Here is a 13,900-nt window from a genome sequence, read left to right as displayed (position 1 = left end):
AACCTCGGTTTCTCGGACGGAGTCGGGTGGAACCCGCGGGGCGTGACGGCGTGCCAACGCGGGCGGGAGGTTCGGGCTTTGTTCGAGGGCTTTGAGACCGGGCGGGTTCAGGTCGACGACGCATCGATTCTCGTGCGCCACGGCGGGGAAGGGCCGCCGGTGGTGCTGCTGCACGGCCACCCCAGGACATCGGCGACCTGGCATCGCGTCGCCCCGCTCCTCGTCCGCCGCGGTTTCACCGTGGTCTGTCCCGATCTTCGCGGGTACGGCCGCTCCACCGGTCCGGCGCCCACCGCGGACCACGCCGGACACTCCAAGCGGGCCGTCGCCGGTGACGTGGTCGAGGTGATGCGCTCCCTCGGCCATACCCGTTTCTCGCTCGCCGGGCACGATCGCGGAGCCAGTGTCGCGCTGCGTCTTGCCCTCGATCACCCCGACGCGGTCGCGCGGGTGGCGCTGATCGACTGTCTGCACCTCAGCGAGCACCTGTCCCGCATCACGGCCGAGTTCGCCACGCAGTGGTGGCACTGGTTCTTCTTCGCCCAGCCGGACATCCCCGAGCGGGTCATCAACGCCGATCCGGACAGCTGGTACCGCGGCGATCCTCAGATCATGGGGCAGGAGAATCACGACGAGTGGCGTGCGGCCATGAGAAGCCCCGACGTGGTGCGGGCGATGCTGGAGGACTACCGGGCCGGTCTCACCGTCGACCGGCGGCACGAGGAGGACGACCGCGCGGCCGGAAACCGGATCCGGTGCCCGGCGCTGATCCTCTGGTCGCTCCGGGACGACCTCGAAGACCTCTACGGGGACCCGCTGAAGATCTGGAGGCAGTGGGCACCGGACGTACGGGGCCACGGCATCGACGCCGGGCACCACGTGGCCGAAGAGGCTCCGGAAGCGCTCGCGTCGTCCCTTGCGGGATTCTTCGCCGGACGGCCTGAGTGAGGAACCTCCGGGCCGCCGCCTGAGATTAAGCGCGGTTTAAACGCGCCTTAAACGTTCTTCGGGCTGCTCCACGATTCCAAATAGCCGCAGCTCAGGGCGATTTGAGGCTCAGCGTTCCGGTTGGCACAGCGCGCGGTCGTGCGTATCGTCCTGGCCCATCGGGATCGCCGACGCACATCTGAGAGCGCTCTCACACTGCTGAACGCCTTTGCAGAGCCCCGAAGGAGCACTCATGACACCCCGTCACCAACGCAACCTGACCCGCCGCAAGATGCTCTTCGCCCTGGGCGGCGCGGCCGTCGCCGTCCCCGCGGTCGCGACCATCGCCCCACATGCCCTCGCAAGCCAGGACGGCACCTCCGCGGGCGACGCGCTCCCGGTGACCGTGCGCAACAACAGCGGTGCCTTCGACAACACCTCCGTGCACCTGTACGTCGTCGGCAACCTCGACGGCGAACAGGTACGGCTCACCCCGGACGGCGGCCTCGCGCCGGTCTCCCTGTCGGACAACCAGGCCGACGGCTACACCGACTACGCCATACCTCTGGCGAGCAGCGGCGAGACAACGCTGTCCCTCCCCTACATGTCGGGCCGTGTCTATGTCTCGCTCGGCGACAAACTCAAGTTCAAGGCCGTCACCGACGGCAACGGCGACGCGGCCCTGCAGTACCCCGCGGGCTGGGTCGCCTCCGACCCGAACTACGGCATCCTGCACGACTGCGCCGAGTTCACGTACAACGCGGCCGGCATGTTCTGCAACACCACGATGGTCGACATGTTCAGCGTGCCGATGAACATCCGGCTCACCGGTGACCAGGACCAGTCGACGGGCACCCTGAGCGACGGCGGGCGCGCCGCCGCCTTCGCCGCCGTCAAGGAGATCGAGGACTTCGCGCGGCTCGTCGTGGACGACACCCGCGTCATCGCCCCGGGCCACGGTCTGGACGCGGGCCTCTTCGCCGCCGACTACTTCGCCCCGTACATCGACGAGGTGTGGAGCACCTACACCGGCAAGGACCTCACCGTCACCACCAACGCCGGCACCTTCACCGGGCGGGTGCGCGGCGAGCGGTTCACCTTCGACGGGCCGGCCTCCGTTTCCTTCGCCAAGCCCACCACCCGCGACGTCCTCTTCTGCGACGGCAACCTCGCCGCGCCCAACGACGGCACCACCGGCCCCGTCGCCGCCGTCCTGGGCGCCGGCCTCAACCGCTCGACCCTGCTCACCGACGCCACCCAGCCCGCGACCGGCGCCGCCGCGTTCTACCAGGCCGAGCTGACCAACCACTACGCGAAGGCGATGCACGCGGCGACCCAGGACGGCAGGGCCTACGGCTTCGCCTTCGACGACGTGGCGGACTTCGCCTCGTACATCCAGGACACCCGCCCGACCGGCTTCACCCTCACCCTGTCGCCGTTCTGACGACGCCCCGGCCGGACCGGGACCACACGCCGACGGGAAGGCGATGACGTACACACGCCATCGCCTTCACCCCTTCACGCGCTCTGTCGGCGTCAGCCGTGCGGCAGGATCACCGCGCGCCCGTTGACCTTCCCGGCGTGCAGCCGCTCATAGGCCAGCGGCGCCTCGTCCAGCGAGTACGTCTCGGTGTGCACCGACACCGCGCCGGCCCGGGCCAGCCCGAGCACCTCGATGAGTTCGCCGCGGCTGCCCCAGTAGGGCGCGGTGACCGAGACCTCGAAGGGCAGATGACCGAACCCGACGGGCAGCGTCCCGCCACCGATGCCCACGATCGTCACGTCGGCCTCGACGGCGGCCACCGCGCCCGCGGTGCGCACGGTCGGCTCGGCGCCGACGAAGTCGAACACCGCCTCCGCGCCCAGACCGCCGGTCAGTCCGCGCACCGCGTCCGCGGCCCCGGCGTCCGACAGCACCGCCTCGTGCGCGCCGACCTCACGGGCGAGGCGCAGCTTGTCCTCGCCGACGTCGAGCGCGATCACCCGGGCCGGTGTCAGCGCGCGCAGCAGTTGGATGGCGACGTGACCGAGCCCGCCCGCGCCGATGACCACGGCGGTCGACCCGGGGACCAGCTTGGGCAGCGAACGCTTGATCGCGTGGTACGGGGTGAGCCCCGCGTCGGTCAGCGGTACCGCGGCGACGGGGTCGAGCCCGTCGAGCGGCACCAGGTGGCGAGGGTCGTCCACGAGCAGGTACTCCGCCATGGAGCCCGGCGCCCCGAGCCCCGGCGGGCGGATGCCCAGCTCCTCCGCGCGCAGACAGTAGTTCTCCTTGCCCTCGGCGCACTTGGCGCAGGTCCCGCAGCCCCAGGGCCCGTAGACGGCGACCGAGTCGCCCTCCCGCACCCCGCTGACGCCCGCGCCGAGCGCCGCCACGGTGCCGACGCCCTCGTGGCCGAGGGTGAGCGGGAGGTCGTAGGGGAATCCTTCCGCGGGCCAGCTCATCACGGCGATGTCGGAGTGGCACACGCCGGCGGCGGTGACCTTCAACAGGACCTGGCCGGGGCCCGGTTCGGGATCGGGGACGGTGACCACCTCGGGCGGGGCGCCGATGGTGCGGTACTGAAGTGCCTTCATGGTGTTGCTCCTGTCCAGCTCAGACGGCCGTGTAGGCGCCGTCGACCAGGTGGTAGCCGCCGGCCACGAAGGAGGCGCGGTCGGACAGCAGGAAGACGATGAGTTCGGCGACCTCCTCGGGGCGGCCCAGCCGACCGGCCGGGTGCAGGCCCACGAGCCCGTCGTAGGCGGCCTGGTCCATGCCTTGCAGCAGGGGGGTCTCGATGAAGCCGGGGCCGACCGCGTTGACGCGGATGCCCTTCGCGGCGTACTCGGCGGCGGTGGCCTTGGTCAGGCCGACGACGCCGTGCTTGGCGGCCACGTAGGCGGAGGAGCCGGCGAAGCCGACCGAGCCGAGGATGGAGGCCACGTTGACGACGGCTCCGCCGCGGCCCGTGGACTCGATGGCGGGGAGCTCGAAGCGCAGGGAGTAGAAGACGCCGTCGAGGTTGGTGCGTACGACGCGGTCGTAGGCGGCGATGTCGTACGTGCCCGTCGGGGCGCTCGGGCCACCGATGCCGGCGTTGTTCACGGCCAGGTCGAGGCCGCCGTAGGTCTCGACGGCGAAGGCGACGGCCGCCTCGACGGAGTCCGGGCGGGTGACGTCGAGTTCGACCGCGGCGGCCTTGACGCCCTCGGCACGCAGTGCGGCGGCCGCCACCTCGGCGCCCTCGGCGTTGTAGTCGGCGACGACGACGTTGGCTCCGCCGGCGCCGAGGCGGCGGGCGGTCGCGAAGCCGATGCCGGAGGCGGCGCCGGTGACGAGGGCGGTCCGCCCGGCGAACTCGGTGGCGTAGTCGGACGTGGTCTCGGTCGCGTGTTCGGTGGTGCTCATGGTGCTCTCACTCTTCGGCAGTGCTGTCGGGGGTCGCGGACGCGGCCTCCGAGATCAGGGCGTCGTAGGCCTGTTCCACCAGGTCGGCGAGGTCTGCGGCTCCCGAGTCGGGATCGGCGGCGCGGCGCGCCCAGAGGCGCAGCGCGGCCGTGAGGACGCCGGCGGCGGCGTCGACAACGACGGCGGGGCGCAGGTCCCGCAGGTCGTCGGTGCCGAGCCGCTCGGCGAGGATGCGGATCGAGTCCTCCTGGGCGTCGACGCGGATCCGTTCGTACGCGGCGAACAGGGCGGGCTCGCGGTCGACCAGTGCCAGCAGTGCGCGCATCCTGGGGCGCAGATGGTGGGCCGGGTTCTCCTCGTCGGCGAGCCAGGCGCGCACGGCGCGCCGGTAGGCCAGCAGCGGCGGCTCGGTCGCGGGGCGGTCCCGCAGCAGCGCGTTGATGCGGTCGCCGTCGCCGCGCACGAAGTCCAGGGCCGCGTCCTCCTTGCCGGTGAAATGGCGGCTGAAGGTGCGGCGGGTGACGTCCGCGCGCTCGGCGATCGCCTCGACGGTGGTGTGTGCGAGGCCGCGTTCCAGGATCAGGTCGACCGCGGCGACGGCCATGGCGTTCCTGGTCTGTCGTGCCTTGCGCTGTCGCCGGTCCTCAGTCATGTCCTCAACGGTACACCCTGATGTCCCAATGAGACATCTGACCCATTGGGACATCAGACTCAGCGGAAGATCCTCCTCATCGAGACTCGGCCCGGACGGCTCAGGCCGCCTCCTCCACCGTGCGCGAGTCGGTCAGGGTGAGGGCGCCGCCGGCCGCGATCAGGCCGACGATCACCGCGAGCACGCCGTAGATGATCCGTTCGCCGTGGAAGAAGGACCGCACGAGGTCACCGCTCCAGACGCCCGCGGGCAGCTGGGTGGTGACCAGCGCGGCGATCAGGGTGCCGACCGCGGCGGTGCCGACGCTGGTGCCGACCTCCTGGGCGGTGTCGTTGAGGGCCGCGCCGATCGAGGTGCGGTTGGCCGGCATCGCGTCGACCAGGGCGATGGCGCAGATCGTCATGACGGTGCGCAGCCCGACGGTCAGCACGACCATGGAGGCGGCGATGGCGGCGTACCCGTGGTCGACGCCCCAGGCGAGCCCGGCGAGCGCGCCGGCCAGGCAGGCCGCGCCGACCAGACAGGCGACGCGGTGGCCGAACCTCTTGGCGAGCCCTTCCGACAGCGGGGTCGCGACGATCATGGTCACGATGATCGGCAGGTTCGCCAGGCCGGCCCGCACGGGGCTCCATCCGTAGGCGTACTGGAAGTGCAGGATCAGCCCGAACATCACGCCGGCCATCGCGATGGACGTTCCGATCTGGGCGATGGCCGCGCCGCGGACGGTCCCGTTGGAGAAGAGGGTGAGGTCCAGCATGGGCGCCGCGCTGCGCCGCTCGTGGCGCACGAACGCGATGCCCGCGGCCACGGCCCCGAAGACCGACGCGAGCGTGACCGCGGAGAGCCAGCCGTGTTCGACGCCGCTGGTCAGCGCGTAGCAGGCCAGGCCGATGGCGAGGACGCTCAGGACGGCGCCCGGCAGGTCGAGCCGGTCGTCCGTCAGGTCCTCGGCACGGTCGGCGGCGACCCCGAGCCGCACTCCGATGCCGGCGATCAGCGCGATCGGTGCGTTGATCAGCAGGAGCCACTGCCAGCTGAAGTGGGCCAGCGCCGTGCCGCCCAGCAGCGGGCCGAGCACGAACCCGGACATGCCGACGACGATCATCAGGGTCATCGCCCGCATCCGCAGTGCCTGGTCGTCGAAGAGCCGGAAGACGAGCGAGTTGGTGATGGGCGCCATGGCCGCGGCGGCGATGCCGAGCCCGGCCCTCAGCGCTATGAGTTGCCCGGTGGAGTCGACGGCGATGACGCACAGGCTCAGCGCGCCGAACACGGCGAGGCCGATCAGCAGCACGCGTCGGCGCCCGAAGCGGTCGGCCAGCGATCCCGCTGTCAGCAGCAGGCCGCCGAAGGTGAGCGAGTAGGCGCCGGTGACCCATTGCAGAGCGGTGGTGCCGCCGCCGAGGTCGCGGCCGATGGTCGGCAACGCGATCGAGAGCAGGGTGTTGTCGACCATCTCGACGAAGAAGGCCAGACAGAGCGCGGCCAGCGGGATCCAGGCCGCGCGCAGGGACGAGTAGGTACGGGTTGGAGCGGACTCGGTGGTGGTGGTCGCGGTCATGGCCGGCCTCCCCTCGGAACGTCGCCCGTCGTCGAACGACGCCGGGCGAAGGAACAGGATTCGATTAACGAACATCGTTCGATACTGGAACGTTGTTCGAGAGTAGAACGTCGTTCGATAAGAGCGCAAGTCTGTGATTGGATGGATGCCATGCCACGCCCGCGAACACGTACCGCCGCCGAGAGCTCCCCCCGGGGACGCCAACGTGCTTCGCACTCCATGGAGGCCGTCCTCACCGCGGCCGTGGCGCTGCTCGACGAGGCGGGCCAGTCGGCGCTCACCTTCCGCGCCCTCGCCTCCCGGCTCGGCACGGGCGTGGGGACCATCTACTGGTACGTCTCCAACAAGGACGAACTGCTCGACCGCGCCACCGACCACGCGGTCGGCGGCATCCTGACCGCCGTCGAGGAACTGCCGCAGAGCGACGACCCGATCGCCGACCTGCGCGAGATGGCCGTCGTCCTCTTCGACGCGATGATGGACCGGCCGTGGCTGGCGGCCTACTTCATGCGCAACACCGACGTACAGGGCCACTCACTGCGGCTGTACGACAAGCTCGGCCGCCAGACCCTGCGCCTCGACCTCACGCCGCGGCAGCGCTTCCACGCCGTCTCGGCGATCACAGGCGTCGTCGTCGGCACAGCCGCCGACCTGGGCGCGGAACTCCCGCAGGAACTGCTCGACGGAGACGTGGACCGCGTGGAGTACCTCAGCCGCTACGCGGAGACCTGGCGCTCGCTCGACCCCGCGGACTTCCCGTTCGTCCACGAGATCGCCGACGAGTTCGCCGAGCACGACGACCGGGAGCAGTTCCTCGCCGCCCTGGACCTCACCCTGGCGGGCCTGCGCCTCCAGGCGGGCCCCCGCCCCCATGAGGACAAAGCTCCCAGGCCCGACACCACCACGAACGGCTCACGCCCCGCACCCTGACCCGGTACGCCCAACGCCTCGGCTCGGCCACGACTTGGAGTCGGCGCGGCCAACCGCGAGGCGACGGGTTCGCCGGCGGCTGCATCAGCCTGATCCTGCTGCTCATCGAGATCCCGGTCGCCGCTTCCTGTGCACGGCCCGTCCCTACGCGGGAGCGGTCCAACCGATGCTGGCGGCCGTAGCCCTGCTCCTCACGCTCGCCGCATGGCCCGACCAGCACGAACGCGCTTCCCGGCCGGTGACCCGAGCAGCGCCGCTATCATCTGATATGCGTCCTTTCGGGCGAAAATGATGAACTGGGTAAAAATCCTTCGGAGCGACCCATGTCCCGCAAGGACCCCACGTACGACGGCGACGAGCTGCTGGCCAGGCTCGGGTCGCTGACGTCCCGGGCGCGTGAGCACGCGGAGCTGCAGCGCTCCCAGGTCGAACTGGCCCTCGCTCTGCAGCGCGGCATGCTGCCCACGGAGATGCCCACAGCTCCCGGCTACCAGCTGGCCGTCCGGTACGTACCCGCCTACCACGGCCTCAACGTGGGCGGGGACTGGTACGACGCGTTCCACCTTCCCGACGGCAGGATCGGGCTGTGCATCGGGGACGTGCAGGGCCACAACATCGAGGCCGCCGCCTTCATGGGGCAGGTGCGTGTCGGTCTGCGCGCGCTCGCCTTCGTGACGAGCGAGCCCGGTGAACTCCTCGCCCGGACGAACGACCTGCTCCTGTCCCTGGGCGCCGATCTCTTCGCCACCTGCACCTTCCTCCGCCTCGACCCGTCCACCGGCCTCCTGGAGAGCGCCCGGGCCGGGCACATCCCCTGCGTCTGGGCGACGGCGGACGGAAAGTCCGGGATCGGCAGCGACGAGGGCGGCCCGCCGCTGGGCGTCCAGGCCGGCGCGACGTACCCCGTGACCCGATACCGGCTCACCACGGGCGGCGTGCTCGTCCTGCTCACGGACGGTGTGGTGGAGGGGCCGTCCATGACGGTCGACCAAGGCCTGGACCAGGTCGTACGACTCGCCGGCATCGCCGCCGTGGCGGGCCTCAAAGCCGGCTCGCTGGCCGCCGCCGTGATCCGGGGCGCGGACCAGGTGGGACACGAGGACGACGCCGCCGTACTGGTCATCGGTCACGCAGGGACCGAAGCTCGCCAGTAGGGCGGCTTGCCGGCGCTCCCGCCTCGCCGGAACCGCAGGCTCGGTGTCTGATGGCTTGTGTGGTGAGTAACGACAAGCTGCACTGGACCGGCGTCTTAGCCCTCCAGACGCTCGCCGTCGCCGCCTGCTACTACGCCGCGGGACGCCTCGGGCTCCTGCGGAACCTGACCGTCGAGGGGGCGGTGTTCACCCCCATCTGGCCGCCGACCGGTATCGCGGTGGCCGCCCTGCTGATCCTCGGGCTGCGCGTCTGGCCCGGCATCGCACTGGGTTCCCTGTTCGTGATCATGCACCTCACCTCGCTGCGGCCCGAGGTGCTCGGCAATCTGGCGGGCAACACGGCCGCGCCCGTCTGCGCGTGCCTCATGCTGCGCGCGGTGGGCTTCCGCACGGATCTGAGCCGGCTGCGTGACGGCCTCGCCCTCGTGTTCCTCGGGGCCCTGACCAGCATGCTGATCAGCTCCACAGTGGGCGTGGGCATGCTCGTGATCACGGACCGGCTCCATGGCCACGGGTTCTGGGCGGTGTGGCTGGCCTGGTGGGTGGGCGACGCGATGGGGGTCCTGATCGTCACCCCGCTCCTCCTGGTGCTCTACGCGGCACGCTGGCCCCCGCCCCTGTCCCGCTGGCGGGAGGCCACCGCGCTCGCCCTGATCACCTGCGGCGCGGTAGTGCTGGTCACCCACAGCAGCCTCAGCATCCTGTTCCTCGTCTACCCCCTGCTGATCTGGACGGCGCTGCGCTTCCAGCTCGCCGGCAGCATGCTCTGCGCGCTCCTCACCTCCGTCGTGGCCACCGTCGCCGCCACGGAGCGGGTCGGCCCTTTCGCCGGTCTGAACCAGATCGAAGTGATGATCAAACTGCAGGCCTTCAACGGCACCATGGCCCTGACGGCCCTGCTGCTCTCCGCCGTGATCACCGAGCAGCGCAACACCCGGCGCTCGGTGGAACGGGCCTGCCAGGAACTGGTCGAGGTGCTCGAACATCTCACCGCGGGGAGCGCGCCACGCGGCGGGCCGGTGCCACCACGCGGGGAAGCGGAGGACTGGCCCCGGTAGCCGGCGCCCGCCATCGCCGTACGGCCGTACGGTCTCAGTGTCCCGCCTGGATGTCCCCCCGTGTCGTGGAGGCGATGGCGTCCCGGTGGGCGAAGTCGCCCGGGGGGATGCCCGGGTGGTGCCCGAGCCGGTCGGGGGGTGCGGTGGTCGCGGGGCCGAGGGTGAGCCGGGAGACGATCCGGTAGCGGTCACCTCGATAGAGGGAGTGGACGTACTCGACGGGCCGGCCCCCCGTATCGGAGGTGAGCCGCTCGAAGAGCAGTGCCGGGGACAGCTCGGGCACGTCGAGCAGTTCCGCCTCGGCGCGCGTGACGACCGTCGGCTCGATCGCCTGCACGGCCTCCCTCACATGCACGCCGTGCTGCCGGCGCAGGTGCTCGTAGAGGTCGCCGGCCTCCAGTTCCGCCGCGGACAGGGAGGGGACCAGCTCGGCCTTGATGTGCAGGTGCTCGATGGCCATCGGGGCGCCGTCGACCAGCCGCAGGCGCGCGACGTACACGATCTCGGCGGCGGGTGAGATCCGCAGCTTGCGGCCCACGCGCGCGCCGGCCGGGATGGTGGTGAACTCCAGCAGGCGGCTCGACCAGGCGCCCGCGGCCTGCGGCACGGTCATGGACTGCTCGGCGGAGACGAGCTCCTGGGTGATCTTCTCCGGCGCCACGAACATGCCCCGGCCGTGTTCGCGTACCAGCAGGCCCGCCGCGACGAGTTCGTCCGCCGCCGCGCGCAGGGTCGGACGGGACACTCCCAGCTGAGTGCACAGAGCGCGCTCGGAAGGGATGGCGTCTCCGGGACGGCGGGACTCCACGAAATCGAGGAGAAAGTCACGGACTCGCTCGCGCTTGAGCACCGCGCCGGGCGCGTCGGCCTTCATGCGTTCCCCCTTGCACCGAGTCCTCAACCTCCCGGTTGACCACGTGACCAGTGGTCAATCGACAGTTGTCACTCCTTGACGAGGGGAGTGTAGCCGCAGGCCACCGGAGACCGTCGCCACATTCGTTGCCGGCACCCCAACGTCCTTGTCTGCACCGGGGGTTGACGTCCCAATTGGTCTATGCCACCTTCGTCCTCACCTCAACTGGCAAGCTGACCAGTCACTTTCACTGGTCAGTTGGTCAATAGCTTCGCCGGCTCCGGCATCCCATTCCGGGAATCACCCCCACCTTTCTGGAGGGAACCACGATGAGATCCAGAACGAACCGGTTGCGCGCCACAACTGCCGCCGCCCTCGCCGTCGGCATGGGCGCCGCCGCGCTCACCGCACTCCCCGCCACCGCGAGCGCGGCCACCGACGGACTGAGTGTCCAGTACCGGACCAGCGCCTCCGGAGCCAGCGCCGATCAGGCGGAACCCTGGTTCAAGGTGACGAACACCGGCACCAGCGGCATCGCCCTGCAAAACGTCAAGATCCGCTACTACTTCAAGGCCGACTCGGCGAACGCGACCTACCGCTTCGCCTGTTCCTGGGCCGTCAAGGGCTGCGCCAACGTCACCGGCACCTTCGGCACGCTCGCCAACCCCACCGCAACGGCGGACCGTTACCTGGAGATCGGCTTCACCTCCGGAGCCGGCTCCCTCGCGCCCGGCGCCGACACCGGCGACATGCAACTGCGCTTCTACCAGTCGACCTGGGCACCGCTGAACCAGAGCGACGACTACTCCTTCGGCGCCTCCCAGACGTCGTACGCCAACTGGTCCAAGGTCACCGCCCAGCTCGCCGGCACCACCCTGTGGGGCCAGGCCCCCGCGGGCAACGACCCGACGAACCCGCCCACCGACCCACCCACCGACCCTCCGACCGGCGGCGCCACCCTCTTCGACGACTTCAACTACACCAGCCACACCGACCCGAGGATCTCGGCGAACGGCTGGAGCGTACGCTCCAACTCCGGTGGCCCCGGCGTCTCCGGCGCCACCTGGGCACCCGAGAACGTCACCTTCGCCACCACCGGCGGCAACTCCGTCATGAACCTGGAGACCTCGACCGCCGGCACCGGAGCGAGCACCGAGCAGACCGAGATCCTCACCAAGGCGACCAAGTTCAAGAACGGCACCTACGCGGCCCGTGTCAGGTTCAGCGACGCGCCCAGATCCGGGCCGGACGGCGATCACCTCGTCCAGACCTTCTTCACCATCAACGACCTCAAGGCCCCCCTGGCGGACGACTACGCCGAGTACGACTTCGAGTATCTGCCCAACGGCGGCTGGGGCGAGCCGTCCGCCATCCTCTACACCACGTCCTGGGAGACCTACCAGGCCGACCCCTGGGTGGCGGTCAACCAGCACAGCGAGAGCCGCCAGAGTTTCACCGGCTGGCACGACCTGGTGCTGACCATCGACAACAGCAGCATCAAGTACTACGTCGACGGGCAGCTCTTCGGTACGCACGACGCCGCGTACCTGCCGGAACGACCCATGTCCATCAACTTCAACCAGTGGCTGATCGACTTCGGCGGGCTGACCAGCAGCACCCCACGGGCGTACGACGAACAGGTCGACTACGTACTGCACATCAAGGACCAGGTCCTCACGCCGGCGCAGGTCGCCTCCAAGGTGGCGGCGTACCGCAGCGCGGGCACCACGTTCCAGGACGACGTCCCCGCCACCTGACCGCCTCTCCGGCCTGCCGGGGCCCGGTACTCACCGGGCCCCGGCACCTACGTTTCGCCCGCTCCCTGATCAGCTGGTCGCCGGTGGCCTCTGTCCCACTCGGACGGACCTGGATCCGACCACACTGGAGCGGGTGTTCACCGTTCGCCGGCACGCCGCCCCCCAGTTGCGGCCGTAGCCGGAATGAGGCGAGCCAGGAAACGGTCGTGGAGACGGGAGAGGAGCAGCAGCGAGACGGTGGCCCCGATGAGGCAGCAGAACATGTCCCACTGGGTGTCCCATACGTCGCCCTGGGTGCCCAGGAACGCGTCCGCGGCGTCCTTGCCGATGACGGCGGAGAGCCATTCCAGCATCTCGAAGACCGCGCTGAAGGCAAGGCAGGCGCAGACGGTGAGCGGGGCGAGCCAGCGGTTGCCGCGCAGGGGCGAGGTGCGGGCGAGCAGTTCACGGACCAGGATCGCCGGGACGAAGCCCTGGACGAGGTGGCCGAGGCGGTCGTAGGGGTTGCGCGACAGGTCGAACCAGTTGCGTACCCACTCCCCCGCGGGCACCTCCGCGTAGGTGTAGTGCCCGCCCGTCATCAGGACGAGGGCGTGCACGGCGAGCAGGCAGTACAGCAGGTTGCTGAGCGGGAACCGCTTGCGCAGCACGATCAGCAGCGGCAGGCCCACGATCACCCACACCGTCTCCAGGACCCAGGTGGTGAAGTCCTTCGGATGCCAGGCCGAGACCGCGAGTGCGACGGTCACGAGGACGGCCAGCAGGGCAGGCAGCCGACGTCGGCCGGGAGCGGTACCGGGCCGGCCGGTGGGTGGCTGCTCCTGGGCGGGCGCTGGGGCGAGTGGGGACATGGCTGGTTCCTTGTGTGGGTGTGGACATCGCCCTCGGGGTCCGAGGACTGGGTGTGTGTGCGGTTGTTCGTCAGCGCACGGTGAAGTCGGTCGCGGTGGTGTCCAGGGTGGTGGTGCCGTCCTTGGCCGTGGCCAGGACGGCGATCCGCCAGACGCCGCGCGGGGACGACGCGGCGTCGGCGGCGGTGACCGTGACGGTGTAGGTGCAGCGCACGGTGTCGCCTCCGGCAGGAACGCAGACGGCCGGCTCCGCGGCGGCCATGTCCTTCTCGGTCAGCCCCTTCTCACCGAGGGACGACTTCTCCGGCCAGGCCAGCACCCGCACGCTCTTGGTGCCGGACGACGCGGTGACCTCGGTGGCGAAGGTGAGCGAGCCGTCCCGGTCACCGTCGGGAGCGGTGTAACGGGCGGTGCTGTCGGCCAGGGCCGGGGGCTGCTCCCCGGCGTAGGCGAGAGCGAACGCACCGGCCCCGGCACCAGCGAGGACGACGACACCTGCGGCCACGGACAGAGCGATACGACGGGACATGGGATACTCCGTAAAGGTCATCAGCACTGGATCGAACCGGCACAACTGCCTTGCGCCGCAGCACAGATACTCGCCGCGCGAGGATCCGCCGGGCATGAGCGGGCCTACTCAACTCCGCCTGAGTAGCCGACCGTGGCAGGCCCGCACCGCCTCGGTGCCACGGTGAGATGGGGTCGTCGTACGGGGAGTTCTTGGCGGTCTCGGTGATCCGCGGGTGATGACGCGGGCACCGTCGAC

Annotated in this window: 13 protein-coding genes; 6 read left to right on the top strand and 7 right to left on the bottom strand. The window is 70.4% G+C overall.

The window, feature by feature from the left end:
- Positions 1 to 78: 78 nt before the first annotated feature.
- Complete coding sequence (locus ACIHIX_RS38740; protein ID WP_399964813.1) at positions 79 to 948, top strand: alpha/beta fold hydrolase; 870 nt, start codon at positions 79 to 81, stop codon at positions 946 to 948.
- A gap of 232 nt (positions 949 to 1,180) precedes the next feature.
- Positions 1,181 to 2,371, top strand: a complete 1,191-nt coding sequence (locus ACIHIX_RS38735; protein ID WP_399964811.1) for a beta-1,3-glucanase family protein — start codon at positions 1,181 to 1,183, stop codon at positions 2,369 to 2,371.
- Between the two features lie 92 nt (positions 2,372 to 2,463).
- On the opposite strand, the gene ACIHIX_RS38730 is transcribed toward ACIHIX_RS38735, so the two are convergent.
- From ACIHIX_RS38730 to ACIHIX_RS38715, 4 genes are all read right to left on the bottom strand, one after another.
- Complete coding sequence (locus ACIHIX_RS38730) at positions 2,464 to 3,504, bottom strand: NAD(P)-dependent alcohol dehydrogenase (protein WP_399964809.1); 1,041 nt, start codon at positions 3,502 to 3,504, stop codon at positions 2,464 to 2,466.
- Between the two features lie 19 nt (positions 3,505 to 3,523).
- Complete coding sequence (locus tag ACIHIX_RS38725; RefSeq protein ID WP_399964807.1) at positions 3,524 to 4,318, bottom strand: SDR family NAD(P)-dependent oxidoreductase; 795 nt, start codon at positions 4,316 to 4,318, stop codon at positions 3,524 to 3,526.
- 7 nt (positions 4,319 to 4,325) lie between these two features.
- Positions 4,326 to 4,970, bottom strand: coding sequence for a TetR/AcrR family transcriptional regulator (locus ACIHIX_RS38720; protein WP_399964805.1), 645 nt, complete (start codon positions 4,968 to 4,970; stop codon positions 4,326 to 4,328).
- Between the two features lie 100 nt (positions 4,971 to 5,070).
- Positions 5,071 to 6,531 (bottom strand): MFS transporter, encoded by a 1,461-nt coding sequence (locus ACIHIX_RS38715; protein ID WP_399964803.1) that lies wholly within the window; start codon positions 6,529 to 6,531, stop codon positions 5,071 to 5,073.
- Positions 6,532 to 6,750: 219 nt separating this feature from the next.
- On the opposite strand from ACIHIX_RS38715, the gene ACIHIX_RS38710 reads away from it, so the two are divergent.
- From ACIHIX_RS38710 to ACIHIX_RS38700, 3 genes are all read left to right on the top strand, one after another.
- Complete coding sequence (locus tag ACIHIX_RS38710; protein WP_399964801.1) at positions 6,751 to 7,461, top strand: TetR/AcrR family transcriptional regulator; 711 nt, start codon at positions 6,751 to 6,753, stop codon at positions 7,459 to 7,461.
- A 323-nt stretch (positions 7,462 to 7,784) separates the two neighbouring features.
- Positions 7,785 to 8,615 (top strand): PP2C family protein-serine/threonine phosphatase, encoded by an 831-nt coding sequence (locus ACIHIX_RS38705; RefSeq protein WP_399964799.1) that lies wholly within the window; start codon positions 7,785 to 7,787, stop codon positions 8,613 to 8,615.
- Between the two features lie 50 nt (positions 8,616 to 8,665).
- Positions 8,666 to 9,673, top strand: coding sequence for an MASE1 domain-containing protein (locus tag ACIHIX_RS38700; RefSeq protein WP_399964797.1), 1,008 nt, complete (start codon positions 8,666 to 8,668; stop codon positions 9,671 to 9,673).
- A gap of 34 nt (positions 9,674 to 9,707) precedes the next feature.
- On the opposite strand, the gene ACIHIX_RS38695 is transcribed toward ACIHIX_RS38700, so the two are convergent.
- Entirely contained in the window at positions 9,708 to 10,547 is an 840-nt protein-coding gene (locus tag ACIHIX_RS38695) for a GntR family transcriptional regulator (protein WP_399964795.1), read from the bottom strand.
- Between the two features lie 308 nt (positions 10,548 to 10,855).
- Here ACIHIX_RS38695 and ACIHIX_RS38690 point away from each other — a divergent pair, with 308 nt between their 5' ends.
- Positions 10,856 to 12,283 carry a cellulose binding domain-containing protein gene (locus tag ACIHIX_RS38690; RefSeq protein ID WP_399964793.1) on the top strand — a complete coding sequence of 476 codons (1,428 nt, stop codon included), beginning with the start codon at positions 10,856 to 10,858 and terminating at the stop codon, positions 12,281 to 12,283.
- A 137-nt stretch (positions 12,284 to 12,420) separates the two neighbouring features.
- On the opposite strand, the gene ACIHIX_RS38685 is transcribed toward ACIHIX_RS38690, so the two are convergent.
- Entirely contained in the window at positions 12,421 to 13,134 is a 714-nt protein-coding gene (locus ACIHIX_RS38685) for a DUF2238 domain-containing protein (protein WP_399964791.1), read from the bottom strand.
- A 70-nt stretch (positions 13,135 to 13,204) separates the two neighbouring features.
- Positions 13,205 to 13,663, bottom strand: coding sequence for a DUF5707 domain-containing protein (locus ACIHIX_RS38680; RefSeq protein WP_399964789.1), 459 nt, complete (start codon positions 13,661 to 13,663; stop codon positions 13,205 to 13,207).
- Between the last annotated feature and the right edge of the window lie 237 nt (positions 13,664 to 13,900).

It is taken from the genome of Streptomyces sp. NPDC051913, from assembly GCF_044593635.1.
In the GTDB taxonomy this organism is placed as follows: Bacteria; Actinomycetota; Actinomycetes; order Streptomycetales; family Streptomycetaceae; genus Streptomyces.
The sequence above is the reverse complement of the archived record's forward strand: the minus strand, read 5'-3'. Positions and strand labels throughout refer to the sequence as shown.

Bases quoted from the DNA above. Each gene is read 5' to 3' on its own strand.
- ACIHIX_RS38730 (WP_399964809.1), bottom strand. From the start codon at position 3,504: ATGAAGGCACTTCAGTACCGCACCATCGGCGCCCCGCCCGAGGTGGTC.
- ACIHIX_RS38725 (WP_399964807.1), bottom strand. From the start codon at position 4,318: ATGAGCACCACCGAACACGCGACCGAGACCACGTCCGACTACGCCACC.
- ACIHIX_RS38685 (WP_399964791.1), bottom strand. From the start codon at position 13,134: ATGTCCCCACTCGCCCCAGCGCCCGCCCAGGAGCAGCCACCCACCGGC.
- ACIHIX_RS38720 (WP_399964805.1), bottom strand. From the start codon at position 4,970: ATGACTGAGGACCGGCGACAGCGCAAGGCACGACAGACCAGGAACGCC.
- ACIHIX_RS38680 (WP_399964789.1), bottom strand. From the start codon at position 13,663: ATGTCCCGTCGTATCGCTCTGTCCGTGGCCGCAGGTGTCGTCGTCCTC.
- ACIHIX_RS38735 (WP_399964811.1), top strand. From the start codon at position 1,181: ATGACACCCCGTCACCAACGCAACCTGACCCGCCGCAAGATGCTCTTC.
- ACIHIX_RS38695 (WP_399964795.1), bottom strand. From the start codon at position 10,547: ATGAAGGCCGACGCGCCCGGCGCGGTGCTCAAGCGCGAGCGAGTCCGT.
- ACIHIX_RS38705 (WP_399964799.1), top strand. From the start codon at position 7,785: ATGTCCCGCAAGGACCCCACGTACGACGGCGACGAGCTGCTGGCCAGG.
- ACIHIX_RS38690 (WP_399964793.1), top strand. From the start codon at position 10,856: ATGAGATCCAGAACGAACCGGTTGCGCGCCACAACTGCCGCCGCCCTC.
- ACIHIX_RS38715 (WP_399964803.1), bottom strand. From the start codon at position 6,531: ATGACCGCGACCACCACCACCGAGTCCGCTCCAACCCGTACCTACTCG.
- ACIHIX_RS38700 (WP_399964797.1), top strand. From the start codon at position 8,666: ATGGCTTGTGTGGTGAGTAACGACAAGCTGCACTGGACCGGCGTCTTA.
- ACIHIX_RS38710 (WP_399964801.1), top strand. From the start codon at position 6,751: ATGGAGGCCGTCCTCACCGCGGCCGTGGCGCTGCTCGACGAGGCGGGC.